This is a genomic window from Gemmatirosa kalamazoonensis (assembly GCF_000522985.1).
GTDB lineage: Bacteria > Gemmatimonadota > Gemmatimonadetes > Gemmatimonadales > Gemmatimonadaceae > Gemmatirosa > Gemmatirosa kalamazoonensis.
In genome coordinates this window covers 783,003-803,611 of record NZ_CP007130.1, presented here as the reverse complement: position 1 = coordinate 803,611, position 20,609 = coordinate 783,003, and the positions used below count along the sequence as shown (strand labels likewise).

The window sequence follows — 20,609 nt, the reverse complement described above, 5'->3', positions numbered from 1 at the left end:
TCAGCCCTCGGCGGTGCGCATCGCGAGAATCGTGGTGAGGGCGTCGACGTAGTCGGTGAGCAGCGCCGACTCCGCCTTGAGGTGCACGCGCCCCGCGCTCGTGAGCCGGTAGTAGCGGGCGCGCCGCCCCTTCTCCGTGACGCCCCAGTCGGCGGCGAGGAGCCCGCGCTCCTCCATGCGGTGCAACGCCTGCATGAGCGCCGCGTCCTCGACGGCGAGGCGGCCGCCGGACCGGTCCTCGAGCCAGGTCGTGATCTCGAAGGCGTGCATCGGCCCCCACGAGAGGGTCTTCAGCACGAGGACGTCGAGGGTGCCTTTGAGCAGTGCCATGATCCTGGGGGTAGAGTCTACCCCAAGAGATTGTCCCCAGGGTGCGCCGCCGTCAAGGGCGAGCCGCGCAAGCGACGCGCGCGCGGCCGTGCGCCGCGATATCATGTGCCTCCATGCCCTGGACCCAGAGCTACGACCCGCTCGGCAGCCCCCTGCTCTCCACGCTCGCCGCGGCGCTGCCGCTCGTCGCGCTGCTCGGGCTCCTCGCGATGCACCGCGTGCGCGCCCACGTCGCCGCGCTCGTCGGACTCGCCGCGGCGCTCGCCGTCGCGGTGCTCGTCGTCGGCATGCCGCCGGCGCTCGCCGCGCGCTCGGCGCTGCTCGGCGCCGCCTACGGGCTGTTCCCGATCGGGTGGATCGTGCTGAACGTGATGTTCCTCTACCAGCTCGCCGACGGACGCGGGAGCTTCGGCGTGCTGCGGCAGCTCGTCACCGGCGTCACCGACGACCGGCGGCTGCAACTGCTCGTCATCGCGTTCGCGTTCGGCGCGTTCTTCGAGGGCGCCGCGGGATTCGGCACGCCGGTCGCCGTGACGGCCGCGCTGCTCATCGGCCTCGGCTTCGCGCCGCTCGAGGCATCGGCGCTGTCGCTCATCGCGAACACGGCGCCGGTCGCGTTCGGCGCGTTGGGCACGCCGATCGTCGCGCTGCAGGGCGTCACGGGCATCGACGCGCGCGTGCTGAGCGCGATGGTCGGCCGCCAGCTCCCGCTGTTCTCGGTGATCGTGCCGGTGTGGCTCGTGTGGGCGTACGCGGGACGACGCGGCGTGCTGCCGGTGTGGCCCGCGGTGCTCGTCGCCGGCGTCGCGTTCGCGGTGCCGCAGTTCCTCGTGTCGAACTTCCACGGCCCGTGGCTCGTCGACGTCGTCGCGGCGGTCTGCTCGATGGTCGCGACGATCGTCTTTCTCCGCTTCTGGCGTCCGGGGTTCGACGAGGGACGGCAGTGGCGCTCGCACGCGCCGCAGGAGGCCGCGCCGTCGCGCGGCGACGTCGTGCGCGCGCTGCTGCCGTGGGCCGTGCTCACCGTGCTCGTGTTCGCGTGGGGCACGCCGCAGGTGAAGGACGCGCTGAACGCGCTCTCCGCGCCGAAGCTCGCCGTCCCGGGGCTCGACAAGATGGTGCTGCGCGGGCCGCCGGTCGTCGCGGCGCCGAGCGCGGAGGCCGCCGTGTTCACGCTGAACTGGCTCTCGGCGACGGGCACCGCGATCCTCGTCGCGGGGATCGTGTCCGGCATCGCGCTCGGCTACTCGTTAGGCGAGATGGTGCGCGCGTACTGGCGGACGATCGTGCTCGTCCGCCACTCGCTGCTCACGATCGCGGCGATGCTCGCCCTGGGCTACACGTCGCGCTACGCGGGACTCGACGCGATCCTCGGCCTCGCGTTCGCGCGCACGGGCGTGCTCTACCCGTTCTTCGGCGCGATGCTCGGCTGGCTCGGCGTCGCGCTCACCGGCAGCGACACGTCGTCGAACGTGCTGTTCGGCAACCTGCAGACGATCACGGCGCGGCAGCTGAACGTGAGCCCCGTGCTCATGGCGGCGGCGAACAGCTCCGGCGGCGTGATGGGCAAGATGATCGACGCACAGAGCATCGTCGTCGCGAGCACGGCGACGCGGTGGTACGGGCACGAGGGGAAGATCCTGCGCTACGTGTTCTTCCACAGCATCGCGCTCGCCGCGCTCGTCGGCATCCTCGTCACGCTGCAGGCGTACGTGCCGCCGTTCACGGCGCTCGTGGTGCGGTGAGGTCGGGCGCCGGGCCCGGCGGCGCCGGCCGGCTGGCGTCGTGACAGAGCGCGTTCCGGCCCGTACGTTCGTGGCCGCATCCCCGCCGATCCGAACCCCGAGCTCCCGCCGCATGCGGTCCTTCCCTCGCACTCGTCGTCTCTCGTCGTGCTCCCTGCTGGCGACCGTGGCGCTCTCGGCGTGCGGCGGCGGGGGCGGCATCGTGTCGACGCCGCCCCCGCCGACGACCACGCTCAGCGTCGCGCCGACGTCCCTGTCGTGCACCGTCGGGCAGACGGTGGCGCTCGGGGCCACGCTCTCGCCGTCGTCGGCGACGGCCACGTTCACGTTCACGCCGTCGAACACGAGCGTCAGCGTGACCGCGACCGGCCCGTCGGCGAACGTCGCGTGCAACACGGCCGGCACCTCGTCGATCCAGGTGACCGCGGGCGGCCAGACGGTGACGGTGCCGGTGACCATCGCTCCGCAACCGGTCACGGTCCTCCTCAACTTCTCGCCCACCGAGCTGTCGCTGCTCGTCGGCGCCACGCAGCGCATCACGACGACGGTGACGACGACCCCGCCCGGGGGGAACACGGCGGTGAAGTTCACGTCGAGCGCGCCGCAGATCGCGACCGTGGACACGCTCGGCAACGTCACCGGCGTCTCCGCCGGCACCGCTCGCATCAACGTCGCGTCGGTGCTGCTGCCGACGGTCAACGTCGACGTGCCGGTCACGGTGGTGGCCGCGGGGTCGCTCTCGCTGTCGACACACGCGGTGACGCTCACGCCGGGCACGGCGCAGCAGATCCTCGCCACGCTGCTCTCGACCACGAGCGGCCCGCTCGGCGGCGCCACCGTGACGTTCGTCTCGCGCAACCCGGCGGTCGCCGCGGTGACGCCGGCGAGCGGCACCACCGGGGCGGCGGGGACCGTGCAGGCGACGATCACCGGCGGCAACACGCCGGGCACGGCCTACGTCGTCGCGACGGCGGGCGGGAAGGCCGACAGCGTGCTCGTCACGCTCGCGACGAGCGCTGCGCCCGTCGTGACGACCCTGGCGGCGACGAACGTCGCGGCGACGAGCGCGGTCGTGCAGGGCAACGTGGCCCAGGACGGCAAGCCGTACACGATGTGGTTCGAGTGGGGCACGAGCCCGACGCTCGCGACGTCCAGCTCGAGCAATCCGTCGAACGGGCCGCCGGCGGCGTGTCCGGGCACGGCGGTGTGCACGTGGTCGCTCACTCTGAGCAGCCTGACGAGCGGCACGACGTACTTCTACCGCGCCGTCGCGAACAACGCCGTCGGCACGACGCGCGGCGCGATCATGAGCTTCACGACGCTGGGCGCGGCGGCGACGGCGCCCACGCTCTCCAACCTGACGGTCACGCTGACGACGCTGAACGACGCGACGTGCACCAACACCGGCAGCTCGTTCGCGTACTCGTTCTCGTACTCGGATCCGAACGGCGACGTCTCGACGAGCGCGCCCGCGCTCACGATCGCCTTCGCGTTCGCGCCGAGCGGCACGACCGGGTCGTTCGCGGCCCATCCCACCGTGACGGGCAACGGCACCAGCGGCACGATGTCGGGCAGCCTCTGCACCGTGTTCGGGACCAACACCTCGGCCACCCAGAGCTTCACGCTGTCCGACGCGGCCGGCAACGCGAGCAACACGCTGTCGTTCACGGTGCAGAAGCCGGCGGGCGCGAACGTCGTCGCGGGCGTCAGGGCGCAGAGCAGCGCGGGCCCGCAGCCGTCGCCGCGGAGCCGGCAGTGAGCACGCTCACGGCGCGCACTTCGGGCAGCGCTCGAGCAGCCCCACCGGTCCCTCGATCTCGCGCGCGGCCCACGCGCGCAGCGCCTGCTTCGACTCGGCGCACACCTGCCGGCTGCCGGCCGCCTTCAGGCGACCGGCGTGCCGGTCGCGGTCGACCTCGGAGCAACTAGCGCGGTGCAGCACCGGCGCGCGCCGGGCGCGCACGGCGAGCACGAAGCCGGCCGGATGCGTGTTGCGCCACCACGCGTAGCTCGCGTCGTCGGCGAGCTCCTCGACGGCCGTGAACGGGTCGCTCGGCTCGCTCATCGCCGCCTAACGAATCCGCCGCCGACGAGCGCGCCGATCCCGATGAGCGCGGTGCTCAGCACGGGGCCGACGGGGCTCGACAGCGTGTTCACGGCGACGAGCGCCGCGGCCAGGAAGCCGGCGGCCGCTCCCGCCGCGGTCGCCCAGTATCGATCGCGCGCGACCCAACGTCGCCACACCGCGAGCGCGGCGGTGAGGAGCGCCGCGAGCAGGCCGCCGACGATGCCGCCGACGTAGAGCCCGCGCGTGCCGAACGCGTGGCCGACGATCGATCCCACGGCACCGCCGAGCCCACCGAGCAGGCAGCTCACGACGAACAGCGGGAGACCGGGCATCGGTGGTGCCTAACGTCGGAGCCTGGACACGTCGTCAGTCCGCGCGCGGCGGCAGCCGGCGCGGCACGTCGTCCGGCTCGCGCGGGAAGACCTCCATGCTGCGATCGAGCACCTCTCGCTCGGGCGGTGGCAGCCGCCGTCCGAGCACGCGTCGCGACAGCAACGCCGCGCCCCCGACCACGGCGAGCGCCGCGCCGACCGCGAGCCCCACGGTGAGCACGACCGCCAGCACCGCGAGCAGCAGCGCGATCACGAGCGCGACGACGAGCGGGTTGCGCGACTGGAGGCGAACGACGCGGATCGGCATACCGCAGCATACGCCGCCGTCCCGCCGCCGGCAACGCGCGGCGGCTGCCGAGCGTGCCTAACGGCGATCGGGGGGCTGACTCGCCAGCAGCACCATCGCCTCGCGCGCGCGTATGGCCTGCTCGGGACTCACCGTGAGGAAGCGATGCGGGCCGCCGGGCTCCTGGCGAAAGCTCACGCGGCCCCGCTCGTCCACCGTCACGCGCCCCTGCGCCGAGCGCCCGAAGTAGCCGTGGTCGGGGCGCACCGCCATGAGCGCGGAGGTGACGTCCCACGTCGGCCGGTCGTACGGGAACCGCGCGCCGCGATACGCGACGTAGCCGTCGCGAACGGGGTGGTGCGCGACGTAGCCGTAGTCGCGCTCGATGCTGGCTGCGGGATACAGGATCGCGGCACCGACCTCGAAGCCGCTCACCTCGATCGGCGTCGGCCAGCGTGCGAACAGCGCGCGCGCCGAGGCGACGTCCTGGCCGACGTTGAACTCGACGAAGCCCGGCGACGGCGCGCGGTCCGGCGCGCCGAAGTAGCCGGCCATCACCTGCAGCACGCGCACCTTGCGCGCGACGAGCTCGGGCCCGCCCGGCGCGTCGAGCAGCCGCGCGAGGTTCGTCGAGAACCCGGTCTGCACGATGACGACGGAGCCATCGGGCTGCTCGGCGAGCACGCGCCGCAGGACCGCGGTCGCCTCGGGCGCCTGCCGGCCGTCGACGAGGTCGTGCGCGTAGACCGCGCGGCCGCTCGCGTCGCGCATCCCGGCGACCGTCGTCTGAAAGTCGGCGCTCGGCGTCACGCCGCCGCGCACGACGCCGACGGGGATGTCGGGGCGCCCGTAGAACGTGTTCACGATGTCGACGTACGGCGCGGCGTACGGCTCGTCCTTCGTCACCGTCACGGCGAGCAGCCGGCACTCCCCGCGGCTCTCGAGCGCGTGCAGCACGGCGAGCGCGAGCGCGTCGTCGACGTCGTTCCCCATGTCGGTGTCGAAGATCACGCGCTGCGGCGAAGGCGCCGGCTGGGCCCGCGCGGCCGGCGGGACGAGCGCCGCGGCGAGGGCCGCCCTCGCGAGGTGCCTAACGATCGGTCGCATGGTCGGGGGCCGGGTGGCGCGCGGACGGTCGCCCGCGCGCCGGAGCATCGCCCCGACCCTCGGTCACGGGAAGGGGCGCGGGCGCGGCCAGGGCCACGGCCACGGGCCGTACGCGTCGCGGCCGACGAGCCCGCGCACTGCGGCGGCGCGCACCTCCGGGTCGCTCGACTTCAGGAGATCCTCCATCGACTCCGCGGACCGTTCGCCGGACCGGAGCAGCGCGCGCACGATGGCGCGCCGCGCGTCGTTCGCCGTCTCGCGGCCGAGCGCGTCGCGCAGCGCGGGGCGCGCCGCCTCGTCGCCGATGTTGCCGAGCGACCACGCGGCCTTCGTGCGCACGTCCGCGCTCGCGTCGCGCAGCGCGCGCACGAGCCCCGCGGGCGCGGTACGCTCGCCGAGGTTGCCTAACGCCCACGCCGCCGCGCCGCGCACGTCCTCGTCGCGGTCGCCGCCCGCGGCCTCGCCGAGCGCCGCCGCCGCCGCCCCGTCGCGCGCGTTGCCGAGCGCCCACGCCGCGGTCTCGCGCACCGACGCGTCGCTGTCGCGGAGCGCGGCGAGAAGCGCGGCCGAAGCACCGCGCGCGTCGCGCGTGCCGAGCGCCCACGCGGCCATCTCGCGCACGCGCGCGTCCGCGTCGCGCGCGAGCGCCTCGGTGAGCGCGGGCGTCGCGTCGCGGGACCCGATCTGCGCGAGCGCCCACGCGGCGACGCGCCGCACGCTCGCCGCCTCGTCCTGCCGCAGCACGCGCATGAGCGTGGCCACGGTGCTGCTCGAGTCGAACCGACCGACGGCGACGACCGCCGCCTCGCGCACGACCGGCTGGGCGTCGCGCAGCAGCGCCAGCACCGGCGCGAGCGCGCGCCCGTCGCGGATGCGCCCGAGCGCCCACGCCGCGTTCGCGCGCGGCTGCCACTCGGCGTCGCGCAACGTGCGCACGAGTGGGTCGACCGCGGCCGGCGGCCGCACGAGCCCGAGGACGAACGCGACCGCGGCGCGCTCCCCGGCATCGTTGGTCCCGAGTCGTGCGACGAGTTGCGTCGCGACAGCATCGCGCCGTTGATGGCCGAGTAGCCGAGCAGCGATCTCGCGGACGCAGGGGTCGGTGGCCCGGAGGCCGTCGAGCGCCTGGTCGACGTCCGCCTGCGAGAGCTGCGACAGGTCGCTCCACTCCGGCGACGGGAGCGCGCCGGCGGCGGGCGTCACCGGCGCGTCGGGGCCGTTGTTCCCCCACCCATAGCCGGCGAGCGCGCGTCCGGCGAGCGCGCAGATCATCGGCGGCGCACCGCGGGCCGCCTCGAGCAGCGCCCGCACGTCGAGCGGCGCGGCGACGACGGGCGGGTGCGGCGTCAACGCGATCGCGGCCGCCGCCGCGAGGAGACCGAGCGAGCGGATCATGGGAGCAGCCTCGGACGTCGGGGTGGGGAGAGATGCGAAGGAATTCGCATGGTGCGAAACTATTCGCACCTACCCACGGCGTCAATGCTGGGGGGCTCCACGTACGAGTCTCTGAAGGACTGAAGAAGGACTGAAGAGAGACTGAAGAAGGAGAACTCCAACGGTGTTGTTGGTCCTCCTTCAGTCCTCCTTCAGTCCTTCTTCAGTCCCACACGAACACGTACGTGGAGTCCAGTCGCGCGCGCTCCACCCGATCGCTGTCAGAGCGCGCCCCACGCCGTGAACCGCGGCGGCTTCGGGTACGGCGGCCCCGCCTCGATCACGACGTCGGTGTGCCGCGCGAGCACGATCGTCTTCGGGTCGCGCGTGTACGGCCGACCGTCCACCCAGACGCGGAGCGACGTCCCGCGCGGCGCGTGCGCCGTCGCCGCCGCCGTGCGGCTCAGCGGCTGTCCCCAGATGGAGAAGAACTCGCCGAGCGTGAACGCGCGGTCCTGCGGCGCCTCGATGTGGATGATGCCGTCCGGCGTGTGCGTGTGCAGCCAGTACAGGCAGCCGCGCGTCGACGGCCGCCCGACGTCGGCGGGGATCGCGACCGGCTTGCCGTGGTCGAGGATCAGCAGATGCTGGTGCGTGTGCAACCGCTGCCCCTCCATCGCGTCGCACGCGATCCCGGCGATCGGCTGGCCGGAGGCGGCGGACGGCTGCGTGAGCGCGGCGAGGAGGGCGAGGGTGTGGATGAATGACATGAGGCGCACGCTGGCGCCGCGCGAGTCCGTGCGCAACCCTTCCGCGCGCCGCGCTGTCTGACCTAAGAACCTTAGGTTACCCGCCCATGGATCTCGTCCGCGGCACCCTCGACCTGCTGCTCCTGAAGACCCTCTCGTGGGGCCCCATGCATGGCCTCGCGGTCGTGCGCTGGATCGAGCAGACCACGCGCGACCAGCTCCAGATCGAGGAGGGCGCGCTCTACCCCGCGCTGCACCGCATGGAGCAGAAGGGATGGCTCGCCGCGGAGTGGGGCTACACCGAGCAGGGACGCAAGGCGAAGTTCTACCGCCTCACCGCCGCCGGCCGCCGGCATCTCGCCGCCGAGCAGACCCGGTGGTCGCGCTACACGAGCCTCGTCGAGCTCGTGCTCACCGCGCAGGGAGCCGGGGGCGGCTCGTGAAGCGCGCGTTCCGCCTCCCCGCCTCACGCCGCCGGCTCGACGCCGAGCTGGACGCGGAGCTCGCGTTCCATCTCGAGGGCCGCGTGGAGGACCTCATGGCGCGCGAGGGGCTGTCGCGCGCCGCCGCGGAGTCCGAGGCGCGGCGCCGCTTCGGCGATCTCGACGTGTACCGGCGCGAGACGAGCGCCATCGACCACCACACCCACACCCGGAGGCGCGGCATGGAGCTCCTGGGCGACGTGCGTCGCGAGACGCGCACCGCGATCCGCGCGCTGCGACGCGCGCCCACGTTCGCCGTCGTGGCGTTCGCCACGCTCGCGTTGGGCATCGGGGCCGCGACGGCGATCTTCACCCTGCTCGACCGCATCGTCATCCGGCCGCTCCCGTACCCGCGCGCCGAGCGGCTGCTGCACCTCGGCACGAGCTGGCCCGGCGTGAAGCCGGGCGAGGAGTACGGCATCTCGACGTACATGTACCACCGCTTCCGACAGGGCGCGCGCACGCTCGAGGAGCTCGGCCTCTTCCAGCCCGACGTCTACACGCTCCCCGCCGCGAACGGTCTCGACGCGGAGCGCGTGCTCGGCGTCGACGCGAGCGCGAGCCTGTTCCACGTGCTCGGCATCCGCCCCGCGTTAGGCAGGCTGTTCACCGTCGAGGAGCAGCTGCCGAACGACGCCGGCGTGGTCGTCATCTCGCACGGGCTGTGGCAGCGGCGCTTCGGCGGCGAGCGATCGGTGATCGGGCGTGCGGTGGACGTCGGCGGGCGGCTCGTGCGCGTGATCGGCGTGCTGCCGCCGGGGGCGAAGCTCCCCGAGTCGGAAGCGGAGATCTGGGAGCCGCTGCACCTCGATCCGGCGGACCCGCCGCGCAACCATCACACGTTCCACGCGATCGGCCTCGCGCGCGACGGCGTGCCGGTGGAGCGCGCGCGCGCGGAGCTCGACGCGCTCACGCACCGCATCGTCGCCGACTTCCCGAACGTGTACGGCGAGAAGTTCCTCGCGCGCACCGGCTTCGGCTTCGTGCTCCGCTCGCTGCGCGACGAGGTCGTGGGCCCGAAGGCGGCGCGCGTGCTGTGGATCCTGTTCGCGTCGGTGGGGCTCGTGCTCGTGATCGCGGCGGCGAACGTGGCGAACCTCGTGCTCGTGCGCGTGGAAGCGCGGCGGCGCGACGTCGCGGTGCGCACGGCGCTCGGCGGCGGGCGCTGGCAGCTCGCGACGCACTTCCTCAGCGAGAGCTTCGTGCTCGCGATCGCCGCCGCGGTCGGCGCGATCGCGCTCGCGTGGACGCTGCTCCACGTGGTGCTGCTCTTCGCGCCGACGTCGCTGCCGCGCCTCGAGGAGGTGCGGCTCGACGGGCGCGGCGTCGCGTTCTGCGCCGCGGTGGCGCTCGCGGCGGGCGCGGTGTTCGGGCTCATGCCGCTGCCGCGCTCCGGCGGAGGCCTCGACGTCGCGGTCCTGCGCGAGGGCGGGCGCGGAGCGACGACGTCGCGCGCGGGGCAGGCCGCGCGGCGCGCGCTCGTCGTGACGCAGATCGCGCTCGCCGTCGTGCTGCTCGCCGCGGCGGGGCTCATGCTCGAGAGCTTCCAGCGGCTGCGCGCGGTGCGCCCCGGCTTCGATGCGCGCGGCGTGCTCGCGATGAGCATCGCCCTCCGCGGCGACCGCTATCGCACCGACGCGCAGGTCGTCGCGTTCTGGCAGGAGCTGTCGCGGCGCGTCGCGGCGCTGCCGGGCGTCACGGGCATGGGCGCGACGAGCATGCTGCCGCTCGACGGCGACGCGGGATGCACGGGCGTCGCGGCGAACGACTCGCCGCTCGACGAGGCGCACCGCTCGGCGTGCGTCCCGACGCTCACGGTGGCACCGGGGTACTTCGCGACGTTAGGCATCCCGGTGCGCGGCGAGGCGCCCGGGTGGACGGACAACGAGCAGGGCTCCGGCACCATGGTGGTGAGCCGCGCGCTCGGCGAGCGGCTGTGGCCCGGACAGAGCCCGATCGGCAAGTCGCTCGTCTACTCGATGCGCCGGCCGCTCGTCTTCCGCGTCACGGGCGTGGCGGAGGACGTGCGCGCGAACGGCCTGCAGAAGCCGCCGATCGAGGCGGCGTACTTCCCGCTCGCCGCGCCCGCCGCCGCCGGCCCGGCGAAGGGCGGCGGCCACGATCTCGACGGCAACTTCCTCCACTTCGTCGTGCGCTCGAACGCGGAGGACCTGCAGCGGCTCGGCGCGGCCGTGCGGCGCGTGATGGCCGACATCGATCCGCAGGTGCCGGTGGCCGACGTGACGCCGATGGAGACGATCGTCGCGCGCTCGGTGGCGCAGACGTCGTTCACCATGCTGCTGCTCGCGCTGTCGTCGGCGATCGCGCTCGTGCTGAGTGCGGCGGGGACGTACGGCGTGATGTCGTACCTCGTCGCGCGGCGACGCGCGGAGATCGGCGTGCGCGTCGCGTTGGGCGCGCCGGCGGGCGCGGTGGGACGCATGGTGGTGCTGCAGTCGGTGCGCATGGCCGTGGCGGGCGCGGTGGTCGGCCTGCTCGCCGCGATCGCGGGGACGCGGCTGCTCGGCGCACTGCTGTTCGAGGTGAGCCCGACCGATCCCGTGGTGCTCACGGTCGTGCCGCTCGTGCTCGTGGGGATCGCGGCAGCGGCGGCGTTCGCGCCCGCTCGGCGCGCGACGCGGGTGGACCCCGTGACGGCACTGCGGGGGGACTGATCGTCTCGCGCGGAGGCGCGGAGGACGCGGAGAACCTTCTGCTGTGTATTCGAACCGCGGAGGACGCAGAGGGCCGCAGAGGAAACCAACGGCAGCCGTTCTCCTCTGCGGCCCTCTGCGTCCTCCGCGGTTCGATGTCGTTCTCCACATGGATGACGCGGAGAGGCACCCGTCCTAACTTGCGACGGCACCTCTCACCGACGCCCCGATGATCCGCCACGCGCCCGCGCTCCTCTTTCTCGCCGCCGCGCCGCTCGCGGCGCAGACGCCGACGTTCACGCCCGACCACGCGAGCGGCATCTACGCCGCGGGAGAGCGCGTGGGCTGGACGGTGACGATGCCCAACACGGTCGCGAAGGACGCGCGGCCGGCGGGCGCGTACACCTACACCGTGCGGCGCAACGGCGGCGAGGTGGTGTCGACGGGAACGCTCGACCTCTCGACGGGGAAGGCGCGCATCGAGACGTCGCTCGCCGACCCGGCGATGGTGCTCGTCGAGGTGAAGCCGCCGCGCCCCGACTCGACGTTCGGGAGCCGCGGCACCGGCGGCCCGGGGCGCGTGCTGTTAGGCGCCGCCGTCGCGCCGACGGGGATCGCCGCGGCCGAGCCGAGGCCCGCGGACTTCGACGCGTTCTGGGCGTCGAAGATCGCGGAGCTGAATCGGATCCCGATGAGCCCCGTCGTCACGCCGGGCGAGAGCGGCAAGGCCGGCGTCGAGTGGGCCACGGTGAAGCTGAACAACGTGCGCGGCGCGCACGTCTACGGGCAGATCGCGAAGCCGGCGCGCGAGGGGAAGTTCCCGGGCCTCGTCATCTATCAGTGGGCGAGCCCGCCGTACCCGCTGCAGAAGGCGTGGGTCACCGATCGCGCGGCCGAGGGCTGGCTCGCGCTGAACGTCGAGCCGCACGACGTGCCGGCCGACATGCCGCAGGCGTTCTACGACGCGCTGCCGGCGATGATCAAGCAGTACAACACGATCGGCCAGCACAGCCGCGACGAGAGCTACTTCCTGCCGATGTACCTCGGGGCGTACCGCGCGGTGGAGTACCTCGCGACGCGCCCCGACTGGGATGGCAAGACGATCGTCGTCATGGGGACGAGCATGGGCGGGCAGCAGAGCTTCGCGACCGCGGGGCTGAACCCGCGCGTCACGGCGCTCATCGTCAACGTGCCCGCCGGCGCCGACGTCACGGCGACGCTGCACGGGCGCGGCGCGAGCTACCCGAACTGGAACGTGTCGCGCGCCGATGTGCTGACGACCGCGCGCTACTTCGACACGGCGAACTTCGCGCCGCGCATCACCGCGCGATCGCTCGTCGCCATGGGCTTCATCGACGAGATCGCGGCGCCGGCCGGGATCTGGTCGGTGTTCAACGGCATCGAGGGACCGAAGGAAGCGGTGCCGATGGTCGACTCGCCGCACAACAACCTCGCGACGCCGGCCTCCGAGCGCGCGTACTACGAGCGGTCGAAGGCGTGGCTCGACGCGCTGGTGCGCGGCACCGAGCCACCCGTCGCGGCGCCCTCGACGAAGCCATGACGGGCTCGGACGATTCTCACGCGGAGGCGCGGAGAACGCAGAGGACTGCCTCTTTGAATTGAACCACAGAGGACACGGAGGACACAGAGAACACCAACTTTCTCGAAGGGGTTCTCCTCCGTGTCCTCTGTGTCCTCTGTGGTAAGAGGCAGTTGACGTTCTCTGCGGCCCTCTGCGGCCCTCTGCGGTTCAATTCGAAGAGCAGCCCTACGCGATCGCCGGCGCCGGCTGGCGCTCCACTCTGGCCCCCGCGCGACGGCGATCGCTCACGAACAGCGCGGCGAACACCACCGCGACGATCGCGGCGAACGGCGCGATCCAGCGGAACGACATGCGACCGCCGAAGTTGTCCGCGGGGCCGAGCACGGCGCGCGCGCGGGCGGCGAGCGGGGAGTCGCCGCCGCTCGACTCCACGGCGCGGAGCGCGTTCGCCGTCGCGCCCTCGGGCAGCACGCCGCCGCGGTCGTACGACGCGATCACGCCCTGCGCGGCGGCGGCGGCCGCGCGCAGATCGTCGCCCTGCTTGCCACGCGCCGTCGCGGCGAGCGCGGGGAACTCCGTGGCCGCGCCGCGCAGCACCTGCACGGTCTCGTCGACGGGGAGCCGCTCGTGCGCGTAGCGGTCGGCGATGCGGCCCATGGCCGGCGACGTGACGAGACCCGGCGCGGCCATCCCCATGCCGCCCATCAGCGCCAGCGCGAGCGCGCCGCCGCGCACGTTGCGCTCCGCGACGAGGCCGAGCATCGTCGGCCAGAAGTAGCACACGCCTAACGCGAACACCGTCGCCGCGGCGAACGCCGCCACCGTCGTCTCGGCGTAGCTCAGCGCGACGAGCCCGAGACCGGCGAGCACCGAGCAGACGAACAGCACGCCCGTCGGCCGCACGCGGTGCACGACGTCGCCGGCGCGCCAGCGCAGCAGCGCCATGAGGCCGTTGATGTAGACGAGCACCAGGATCCCCGCGATGCCGCCCGCCTGCAGCACCGCCGGCACCCACCGGTTGGGCCCGAGCTCGAGCGAGCCGGTGATCGCCATGCAGCCGAGCAGCAGGAGGAACAGCGGGTTGAGGAGCGTCGAGCGCCACATCTCGCCCGTCGTGTGGCCGGCGCGCACGCGCTCCGTCTCCGGCCACTCCTGGCCGAGGAAGATGATGCCGTAGAGCACCGTCGGGATCAGGATGAGCGCGAGCTTGAGACGCCAGTCCGTCAGGCCCGATGCGTCCAGCGCGTACGCGGCGAGCCCGCCGAGCACCGTGCCGCCGGGGAACCAGACGTGAAAGTGGTTCAGCTTCACCGTCTTGTCGTCGGGGTAGATCGCCGCGACGAGCGGGTTGCACGCCGCTTCCACGAGACCGTTCCCCATCGCGATGACGAGCGCGCCGAGGAACAGCGACGTGAACCCCTGCGCGAACATCATCGTGAGCGTGCCGGCGAAGTGCGCGATGAACGCGAGGCGCAGCAGGCTGCGCATGCCGAGCGCGTCGACGAACGGCCCGAACACGACCATCGACACGGTGAAGCCCCACAGCGCGGCCCCGCCGATCCAGCCGACCTGCGCGTTCGTCAGCACGAACTGGTTCTTGATCGCGAGCATCGACGCGCCGACGGCGGCGAACGCCGTGGACGTGGCGATGAGCGCCATGCAACTGCCGAGGAAGAGGCGGTCGGCGTTCGCGGGGCGGACCGCGACGTCGTGGGGTGCCGTGGTGGTCATGGCGGCTGCGGGGGTGCAGGTGGGGAAGGAGGGCCGCTGGGCGTCGCCTACGTTGAAGCGTGCACCGGCACTCGGCAACGTGCGCCGGCCGCCGGCGATCAGCGGAAGTACGAGCGGGCCGCGAGCCCCAGCAGCAGGAGCGCGATCGCCAGCGCGAACTTCCAGCTCGACGGCACCCGCGGCTCGAGGACGGAGTCGCCCGGCCGCTTCGGGTCGTACCGCACGTCGACGGCCGTACCGCTCGGATACCGTCGCACGACCTCCTCGGCGCGGTCGGGCGCGCCCCGATTCAACCCCGGGCTCTGCGTGATCCGGTCGCCGCGGAAGCGGTGTCCGCCGACCTCGTACTCGTAGGTGACGACCGGCCGATAGAGCGTCATGCGCGTGCGACTGCCACTGCTGCGGGTGCCCGCGACCTCCTCGTACCGCTCGACGGTGGACGAGACGATGCGGCCCGGCGCGACCGGCCACCGGCGCATGGCCGCGGCCTCGCGCAGCGACGCGACGATTATGGCCAGCATCAGCAGGCCGAATCCGCCGAGCACCAGCGCCATCAGCGTGTTGTCCGACATGGCACCTGACCGGTAGTGGGCGACGTGGGTCGATCGACTCTCCCCGGGCGCGGCCGGTGGGGCTACCTTCGCGCACCTGTCGTTAGGCCCCCCATCCGAGGAGGATCCGTGAGCTCGTTCGATGAGAAGGTGCAGTGGCAGCCGCGATTCGGCATCGCCCGCGCGCACTGGGACGCGCTGCGCGAGTACGCCGCCACCCGGGAGCTGTTCATCTCCGCGGCGGCAAGGAGAGCTCGATCCCGTGGATCGAGAAGGGCTTCCCCGGCAAGCCGCTGTCGCTGAAGACGAAGGTCGACCAGAGCCTCGGCCTCCTCGTCGCGCGTGACGGCTACGACCGCAAGCAGGCGCAGGACGCCGGACACCTCGTCGTCACGCGCGTGGCCGCGGGCTTCCAGCTCGTCGGCGCGAAGGCCGCCACGTCGCCGCTGCCGACCTCACCGACGACGGCGCAGTGGGCGCGCGACGGCGTCGTGGTGGACGGCACGAAGAAGCTGCCGTTCACGTCCGACTACGACCTCGCCGCCGTGCTGCCGGTGGACCTGAACTACACGCGCGACCTCGGCCAGCACGTGCTCGAGGGAAGCGTCACGAGCCCGTGGGCCGAGCAGCTGCGCACGGATCTCAACCGCGCGTTCGGGTCGGAGCGGTTCCGGCACGGGCCGCAGGCGCAGCTCGACCAGCGGCTCGCGAACGCGACCGACAAGTCGGAGTGGATCGTGGCGTTCGCGCCGACGCGCGACGTGTACGCGGACCAGACGCCGGCGACGGTGGGCGATCAGACGGTGCAGTTCCGCAAGCTGCTCGTGAGGCTCTACCCGCAGAAGGCGCACGTCTTCAACCAGTGACGCGCCGTCGCGCCTAACGATCGGGCGCGAGCCCGACGAGCACGCGCTCGAGCGCCTGCATGGCGAATCGCTCCGTGGCCGGCGCGTGCCCCATGCGCCAAGCGGTAGAAGACCGGCCCGTAGATGAGATCGACCGCGACGTGCGGATGCACGTCGGCGCACAGCTCGCCGCGCACCTGCGCCTCGCGGATGGCGCGCGCCGACGCGTCGCGCCGCGGGTGGATGACGCGCTCGAGCAGCGCGGCGCGGACCGCCGGATCGTGCTGGGCCTCGCCGAGCAGCGCGAGCATCAGGCGCCCGGCGGGCTCCGACGCGGCGGCCGCGATGCGGCGGAGCTCGAGGCGAATCGCGCGCAGCGGCTCGGCCCCCGTGGGCGGGGTTCACCGTCCGACTGCGGCTGCCCGACGGCTACCGCCTCCCGCCGCACACGCATCCGACCGACGAGCACGTGACCGTCATAAGCGGCACGTTCAAGGTCGGCATGGGCGAGCGGTTCCGCACCGACTCGATGCTCACGCTGTCGCGCGGCGGCTTCGTCACCGCGCCCGCGGGACACGCGCACTTCGCCGTCGCGCAGGGAGCGACCGTGGTGCAGGTCCACGCGCTCGGTCCGTTCGCGCTGACGTACGTGAACCCGGCCGACACACCGCGCGCGGCGACCAACCGCTGACGCCCGACGGGTGACCCTTGCTCGGCCACCGGACTATATCGCCGGCCGGGAGGCTTGCGGCAAGCCCGGGGGGCGGGTTCAGAATGGGCGCCTTCCGTGAGTCGGGGCTCACGGAAGGCGACCAACTCCGACCAGCGAGGGGAGGCTCCGATGCGCGTGCTGCTTTCGACGATCGGGTCGCGGGGCGACGTGCAGCCGTTGGTGGCGCTCGGCCTGGCGCTGCGCGCGCTCGGCGAGGAGGTGCGCCTGTGCGTGCCCCCCGACTTCCGCGAGTGGATCGAGGAGCTCGGCTTGCCCGTCACGCCGATCGGGCCGGAGCTGCGCTCGACCGGAAGGGCGCGGCCTGACGCGGCCCCGCCGACGCTGGAGCAGCGGCGGCAGATGCTGGAAGGCATGGTGGCCGCGCAGTTCGAGACGATCGCCGCGGCGGCCGAGGGGTGCGACGTCATCGTGGGCGCGACGGTGCTGCAGATCGCCGCGCCGTCGGTGGCCGAGCGGATGGGCATCCCGTACGTGTTCGCCGCGTACTGTCCCGCCGTGCTGCCGTCGCCGCACCACGCGCCGCCCGTGTTAGGCATGTTGGGCGACACGCCGGCAGCTGCCGACGCGGACCTCGCCGAGCTGTGGGCGAAGGACGCGCGACGCACGAGCGACACGTGGGGCGCGCTGCTGAACGCGCGCCGAGCGGGGCTCGGCCTCACGCCGGTCGCCGACGTGCGCGGCCACATCCTCACCGACCGACCGTGGCTCGCCGCCGACGGGACGCTCGCGCCGTGGCCCGATCCCGCCGACCCCCACGTGTTCCAGCCCGGCGCGTGGATCCTGCGTGACGAGCGGCCGCTCGCGCCCGAGATCGAGGCGTTCCTCGACGCCGGGGAGCCGCCGATCTACTTCGGCTTCGGCAGCATCCGCGCGCCGCACGACCTCGGCCAGGTGATCGTCGAGTCGGCGCGCGCGCACGGGCGCCGCGCGATCGTGCTCCGCGGGTGGGCCGAGCTGTCGGTCGCCGACGATGCGGCCGACTGCCTCGTCATCGGCGAGGTGAATCAGCAGGCGCTGTTCCGGCGCGTCGGCGCAGTGGTCCATCACGGCGGCGCGGGCACCACGACGGCCGCCGCGCTGTCGGGCGCGCCGCAGGTCGTCGTCCCGCAGATGTACGATCAGCACTACTGGGCCCGGCGCGTCGACGACCTCGGCATCGGCACCGCGCACGCACCCGGCGCGCCGACGGCCGCGTCGCTCACGCGCGCGCTCGAGCGCGCGCTGCAGCCCGACGTGCGCACGCGGGCGCGGACCGTCGCCGCCGCGGTGCGCACCGACGGCGCGGACGTCGCCGCGCGCCGTCTGATCGCCACGTGACGCGTGATTCGTCACGCGTTAGGCATGTCACTCCCAGTGTCGCCCGATCCGCCGACCGGCATACACACCGGCCGCCGTACCCACCACGCTCACGACGAACGCCGCGAACGTTCCGGCGAGCGCGCCGAGCGCCCAGCCCGCGTAGCCGCCGACGGTCGCGCCGACGAACGCCAGTAGCTTGCTCATCGCGTCACCCCGCGCCGAGCACCTCGGCCGGGTCCACGGCCGCGGCGCGCCGGGCCGGCAGCCAGCTCGCGACGAACGCGACGACGAGGAGCACGACGGCCGTGAGCCCGAGCACCCAGGGATCGGTCGCGCTCACCTCGTACAGCAGACCGCGCAGCAGCCGCGTGAACGCGATCGCGCACAGCAGCCCCATCGCGACGCCGACCGCGGCGAGCCGCAGCCCGTCCAGCGACACCGCGCGACTCACATCCGCCGGCCGCGCGCCGAGCGCGATGCGGACGCCGATCTCGCGGCGCCGGACGCTCACGCCGTACGCCACGACGCCGTACAGGCCCACCGCGCCGAGCAGCAACGCGACCGCGCTCGCCACCGCGAGCAGCACGACGAGCGCGCGCGTGCGCGCCGACGCTCGGCGCACGGCATCGTCGAGCGTGCCCTCGCCGAACGTCGGCAGCGCCGGATCGAGCGCGCGCACGATGTCGCGGAGGACGGGGACGGTCGCGGCCGCGCGCCCCGGACGGGTCCGCGCGAGCACCGCGACCATGGCCGGCACGGCGGGCGACTCGCCGTTGTCTCTCACGAGCGGGAAGTACACGACGTCGTTCACCGGTCGGTCCAGCGCCTCGTAGTGCACGTCGCCCACCTCGCCGACGATCGTGGACCACGTGCCGCCGAACGGCCGGATGCGCTTGCCTAACGGGCTCGCGCCGTTCCAGTATCGCAGCGCGAACGCGTGGCTCACGACGATCTCGTCGGACGGGCGCGCCGGGTCCATCGGCTCGAACGTGCGGCCGCGCAGGAGCGGGATGCCCGCCGTGCCGAAGTAGCGGCCGTCCACCGTCGCAGCGAGGTGCGTGGCGCCCGCGGCGTCGGGCGGCAGCGGACGATCCTCGACCTCGATCGCCGCCTTCCACTGGTCGTTGCTGAGCGGCACCCAGTTGGTGATGGTCGCGTCGCGGACGCCGGGCGCGGCGCGCACCTGCTGGAGCAGCTCCTGGAGGAAGCGCGCGCGTGCGCCGGTGTTGTACTTCGCGATCGGGACCACGAGCCGCGCGACGGCGACATCGTCGGGCACGAACCCCGACTCGACGCGCTCCAGCCGCATCAGGCTCCGCGCCATCAGCCCCGACGACGCGACGAGCACGAGGGCGATCGCCGTCTGCACGACGACGAGCCCGTTGCGCGCGCGCTGGCGCGACGCGTCGGCGGTGGCGCCGCGACCGGCGGCGCGCAGCACGAGCGCGACGGGCGTGCGCCGCGCGCGCAGCACCGGCAGCAGACTGACGCAGAGCGCGCACAGGACCGTGGCGGCGAGCGCGAACAGCAGCGTGCGGACATCGACGCCCACCTCGTCGAGGCGCGGCAGGGCCCACGCGTCGCCGGCGTGCACCGCGGCCTTCACACCGACCGCGGCGAGCAGCACGCCGAGCGCACCGCCGGCCGCGCTGAGCAGCGCCGACTCGCTGAGCGACAGCGCCATGAGACCGCGCACGCCGGATCCGAGCGCGCCGCGCACGGCCAGCTCCACCTGCGCGTGCTCGGCCCGCACGAGAAACAGGCTCGCCACGTTCGCGCACGCGATGACGAGCACCAGCAGCACGCTCGCGAGCAGCATCCAGACGAGATGGGCCACCGGGCCGACGATCGAGTCACGCAGCGACTCCACCCGCGGCGTGGCGTGCGCCTGCGCCACCACCACCGCGGAGCGATCGGCGGAGAACTCCTCGGGGAGACGTGGCAGCAGGCGCGCGAGATCGGCCCGCGCGCGCTCCATGGACACGCCGTCGCGCAGTCGCCCGATGCCGACGAAGTCGAAGCGCGTCGCCTGCGTGTGCGCCGGGTCGAGCGCCTGCGGGATCCACAGATCGACGGTGCTCGCCGGATAGCCGAAGCCCCGCGGCATCACGCCGACGATCGTGCGCGGCACCTCGTTCACGAGGATGCGGCGGCCGATCGCGTGCGGGTCGCCGTGATAGCGCTCCCGCCACAGCCGGTCCGACACCAGGATCACGCGCGGCGCACCGACGCGGTCCTCGCCGGGCGCGAAGCCTCGGCCGATCGCGGGGCGCACCCGGAGCACGTCGAGCAGGTTCGCCGTGACGCGCGCGACGTGTGCGCGCAGCGGCGTCTCGCCCGGCTCCGACGGCTCGACGTCGGCGTCGACGTTGTCGGCGAGCCACCCGGCGACGCCGTCGAACGCGCCGGCGTATCGCTGATAGAGCATCACCGTGGCGTCCGACTGATCGACCGTCGAGAGGCCGGCGAGGTTCACGGTGTGCGTGAGCCGCACGAGCCGATCGGAGCGCGGGTACGGCAGCGGCTCGAGCAGCACCGCGTTCACGACGCTGAACACCGCGGTGGTGGCGCCGATGCCTAACGCGAGCACCAGCACGGCGGCCGCGACGAACCCCGGTGCACGCCGGAGGCGGCGCGCGGCGAAGCGGAGCTCGGTCGCGAGCGGCAGGTGAACGACGGGTCGCATCGAAACCTCTCGACGATTCGTGTTGTGCTCGGAGCCCCGGTGCATTAGTATCAATCAGCGACACATGCGCACCGCGCATACACCGCCGATGGAC

20 protein-coding genes are annotated in these 20,609 nt (G+C 73.5%); 8 read left to right on the top strand and 12 right to left on the bottom strand.

The genetic code is table 11. From position 1 onward, the window contains the following. Positions 1-330, bottom strand: coding sequence for a PadR family transcriptional regulator (locus J421_RS31035; protein WP_025415025.1), 330 nt, complete (start codon positions 328-330; stop codon positions 1-3). A 113-nt stretch (positions 331-443) separates the two neighbouring features. On the opposite strand from J421_RS31035, the gene J421_RS31030 reads away from it, so the two are divergent. Continuing rightward, on the top strand, positions 444-2,075 hold the full coding sequence (locus tag J421_RS31030) for an L-lactate permease (protein WP_025415024.1): 1,632 nt from the start codon (positions 444-446) through the stop codon (positions 2,073-2,075). Between the two features lie 112 nt (positions 2,076-2,187). Then, a complete protein-coding gene (locus J421_RS31025; protein ID WP_148306655.1) occupies positions 2,188-3,834 on the top strand; it encodes an Ig-like domain-containing protein in 1,647 nt (548 codons plus the stop codon). A 6-nt stretch (positions 3,835-3,840) separates the two neighbouring features. Here the strand turns inward: J421_RS31025 and J421_RS31020 are convergent, their stop codons facing one another. The 6 genes from J421_RS31020 to J421_RS30995 form a co-directional block, all read right to left on the bottom strand. Further along, the gene (locus tag J421_RS31020; protein WP_025415022.1) at positions 3,841-4,140 is read right to left on the bottom strand and encodes a hypothetical protein; all 300 of its coding nucleotides are present in this window, start codon (positions 4,138-4,140) and stop codon (positions 3,841-3,843) included. Beyond that, on the bottom strand, positions 4,137-4,475 hold the full coding sequence (locus J421_RS31015) for a hypothetical protein (RefSeq protein ID WP_025415021.1): 339 nt from the start codon (positions 4,473-4,475) through the stop codon (positions 4,137-4,139). The genes J421_RS31020 and J421_RS31015 overlap by 4 nt, the downstream gene beginning before the upstream one ends. Positions 4,476-4,509: 34 nt before the next feature. Continuing rightward, the gene (locus tag J421_RS31010) at positions 4,510-4,782 is read right to left on the bottom strand and encodes a hypothetical protein (protein WP_025415020.1); all 273 of its coding nucleotides are present in this window, start codon (positions 4,780-4,782) and stop codon (positions 4,510-4,512) included. Positions 4,783-4,839: 57 nt separating this feature from the next. After that, positions 4,840-5,868, bottom strand: coding sequence for a nucleoside hydrolase (locus J421_RS31005; RefSeq protein WP_104023624.1), 1,029 nt, complete (start codon positions 5,866-5,868; stop codon positions 4,840-4,842). A 63-nt stretch (positions 5,869-5,931) separates the two neighbouring features. Next, positions 5,932-7,263: a HEAT repeat domain-containing protein gene (locus tag J421_RS31000; RefSeq protein WP_025415018.1), complete on the bottom strand. Its 1,332-nt coding sequence runs from the start codon at positions 7,261-7,263 to the stop codon at positions 5,932-5,934. A 260-nt stretch (positions 7,264-7,523) separates the two neighbouring features. Beyond that, on the bottom strand, positions 7,524-8,012 hold the full coding sequence (locus tag J421_RS30995; protein WP_148306654.1) for a hypothetical protein: 489 nt from the start codon (positions 8,010-8,012) through the stop codon (positions 7,524-7,526). 86 nt (positions 8,013-8,098) lie between these two features. Between J421_RS30995 and J421_RS30990 the strand changes: the two genes are divergently transcribed. From J421_RS30990 to J421_RS30980, 3 genes are all read left to right on the top strand, one after another. Then, positions 8,099-8,434, top strand: coding sequence for a PadR family transcriptional regulator (locus J421_RS30990; protein ID WP_025415016.1), 336 nt, complete (start codon positions 8,099-8,101; stop codon positions 8,432-8,434). Further along, positions 8,431-11,148: an ABC transporter permease gene (locus J421_RS30985; protein ID WP_025415015.1), complete on the top strand. Its 2,718-nt coding sequence runs from the start codon at positions 8,431-8,433 to the stop codon at positions 11,146-11,148. Before J421_RS30990 ends, J421_RS30985 begins: the two co-directional genes overlap by 4 nt. Positions 11,149-11,356: 208 nt before the next feature. Continuing rightward, positions 11,357-12,688 (top strand): acetylxylan esterase, encoded by a 1,332-nt coding sequence (locus J421_RS30980; protein ID WP_025415014.1) that lies wholly within the window; start codon positions 11,357-11,359, stop codon positions 12,686-12,688. Positions 12,689-12,895: 207 nt separating this feature from the next. Here J421_RS30980 and J421_RS30975 read toward each other — a convergent pair whose 3' ends face one another. Both J421_RS30975 and J421_RS30970 read right to left on the bottom strand, forming a co-directional pair. Beyond that, positions 12,896-14,401, bottom strand: a complete 1,506-nt coding sequence (locus J421_RS30975) for an MFS transporter (protein WP_025415013.1) — start codon at positions 14,399-14,401, stop codon at positions 12,896-12,898. A 98-nt stretch (positions 14,402-14,499) separates the two neighbouring features. After that, entirely contained in the window at positions 14,500-14,973 is a 474-nt protein-coding gene (locus J421_RS30970) for a DUF3592 domain-containing protein (RefSeq protein ID WP_025415012.1), read from the bottom strand. A 134-nt stretch (positions 14,974-15,107) separates the two neighbouring features. Here J421_RS30970 and J421_RS30965 point away from each other — a divergent pair, with 134 nt between their 5' ends. After that, positions 15,108-15,818: a hypothetical protein gene (locus J421_RS30965; RefSeq protein ID WP_025415011.1), complete on the top strand. Its 711-nt coding sequence runs from the start codon at positions 15,108-15,110 to the stop codon at positions 15,816-15,818. On the opposite strand, the gene J421_RS34860 is transcribed toward J421_RS30965, so the two are convergent. After that, positions 15,785-16,108: a TetR-like C-terminal domain-containing protein gene (locus tag J421_RS34860; RefSeq protein ID WP_104023547.1), complete on the bottom strand. Its 324-nt coding sequence runs from the start codon at positions 16,106-16,108 to the stop codon at positions 15,785-15,787. The genes J421_RS30965 and J421_RS34860 overlap by 34 nt on opposite strands. Before the next feature lie 101 nt (positions 16,109-16,209). On the opposite strand from J421_RS34860, the gene J421_RS30955 reads away from it, so the two are divergent. Further along, positions 16,210-16,488, top strand: coding sequence for a cupin domain-containing protein (locus J421_RS30955; protein WP_236646409.1), 279 nt, complete (start codon positions 16,210-16,212; stop codon positions 16,486-16,488). Between the two features lie 150 nt (positions 16,489-16,638). Then, positions 16,639-17,847 (top strand): glycosyltransferase, encoded by a 1,209-nt coding sequence (locus J421_RS30950; RefSeq protein WP_025415010.1) that lies wholly within the window; start codon positions 16,639-16,641, stop codon positions 17,845-17,847. Positions 17,848-17,874: 27 nt separating this feature from the next. Here the strand turns inward: J421_RS30950 and J421_RS33330 are convergent, their stop codons facing one another. Both J421_RS33330 and J421_RS30945 read right to left on the bottom strand, forming a co-directional pair. Further along, positions 17,875-18,033 (bottom strand): hypothetical protein, encoded by a 159-nt coding sequence (locus J421_RS33330; RefSeq protein WP_158509005.1) that lies wholly within the window; start codon positions 18,031-18,033, stop codon positions 17,875-17,877. A 4-nt stretch (positions 18,034-18,037) separates the two neighbouring features. Further along, entirely contained in the window at positions 18,038-20,515 is a 2,478-nt protein-coding gene (locus J421_RS30945) for an ABC transporter permease (RefSeq protein ID WP_025415009.1), read from the bottom strand. Positions 20,516-20,609: the final 94 nt, after the last annotated feature.

Coding starts and splice junctions, on each gene's coding strand:
- J421_RS34860 (WP_104023547.1), bottom strand. CDS start 16,108: ATGCTCGCGCTGCTCGGCGAGGCCCAGCACGATCCGGCGGTCCGCGCC.
- J421_RS31015 (WP_025415021.1), bottom strand. CDS start 4,475: ATGCCCGGTCTCCCGCTGTTCGTCGTGAGCTGCCTGCTCGGTGGGCTC.
- J421_RS30945 (WP_025415009.1), bottom strand. CDS start 20,515: ATGCGACCCGTCGTTCACCTGCCGCTCGCGACCGAGCTCCGCTTCGCC.
- J421_RS31005 (WP_104023624.1), bottom strand. CDS start 5,868: ATGCGACCGATCGTTAGGCACCTCGCGAGGGCGGCCCTCGCCGCGGCG.
- J421_RS30975 (WP_025415013.1), bottom strand. CDS start 14,401: ATGACCACCACGGCACCCCACGACGTCGCGGTCCGCCCCGCGAACGCC.
- J421_RS30950 (WP_025415010.1), top strand. CDS start 16,639: ATGCGCGTGCTGCTTTCGACGATCGGGTCGCGGGGCGACGTGCAGCCG.
- J421_RS33330 (WP_158509005.1), bottom strand. CDS start 18,033: ATGAGCAAGCTACTGGCGTTCGTCGGCGCGACCGTCGGCGGCTACGCG.
- J421_RS31035 (WP_025415025.1), bottom strand. CDS start 330: ATGGCACTGCTCAAAGGCACCCTCGACGTCCTCGTGCTGAAGACCCTC.
- J421_RS30970 (WP_025415012.1), bottom strand. CDS start 14,973: ATGTCGGACAACACGCTGATGGCGCTGGTGCTCGGCGGATTCGGCCTG.
- J421_RS31020 (WP_025415022.1), bottom strand. CDS start 4,140: ATGAGCGAGCCGAGCGACCCGTTCACGGCCGTCGAGGAGCTCGCCGAC.
- J421_RS31010 (WP_025415020.1), bottom strand. CDS start 4,782: ATGCCGATCCGCGTCGTTCGCCTCCAGTCGCGCAACCCGCTCGTCGTC.
- J421_RS30995 (WP_148306654.1), bottom strand. CDS start 8,012: ATGTCATTCATCCACACCCTCGCCCTCCTCGCCGCGCTCACGCAGCCG.
- J421_RS30980 (WP_025415014.1), top strand. CDS start 11,357: ATGATCCGCCACGCGCCCGCGCTCCTCTTTCTCGCCGCCGCGCCGCTC.
- J421_RS31000 (WP_025415018.1), bottom strand. CDS start 7,263: ATGATCCGCTCGCTCGGTCTCCTCGCGGCGGCGGCCGCGATCGCGTTG.
- J421_RS30990 (WP_025415016.1), top strand. CDS start 8,099: ATGGATCTCGTCCGCGGCACCCTCGACCTGCTGCTCCTGAAGACCCTC.
- J421_RS31030 (WP_025415024.1), top strand. CDS start 444: ATGCCCTGGACCCAGAGCTACGACCCGCTCGGCAGCCCCCTGCTCTCC.
- J421_RS31025 (WP_148306655.1), top strand. CDS start 2,188: ATGCGGTCCTTCCCTCGCACTCGTCGTCTCTCGTCGTGCTCCCTGCTG.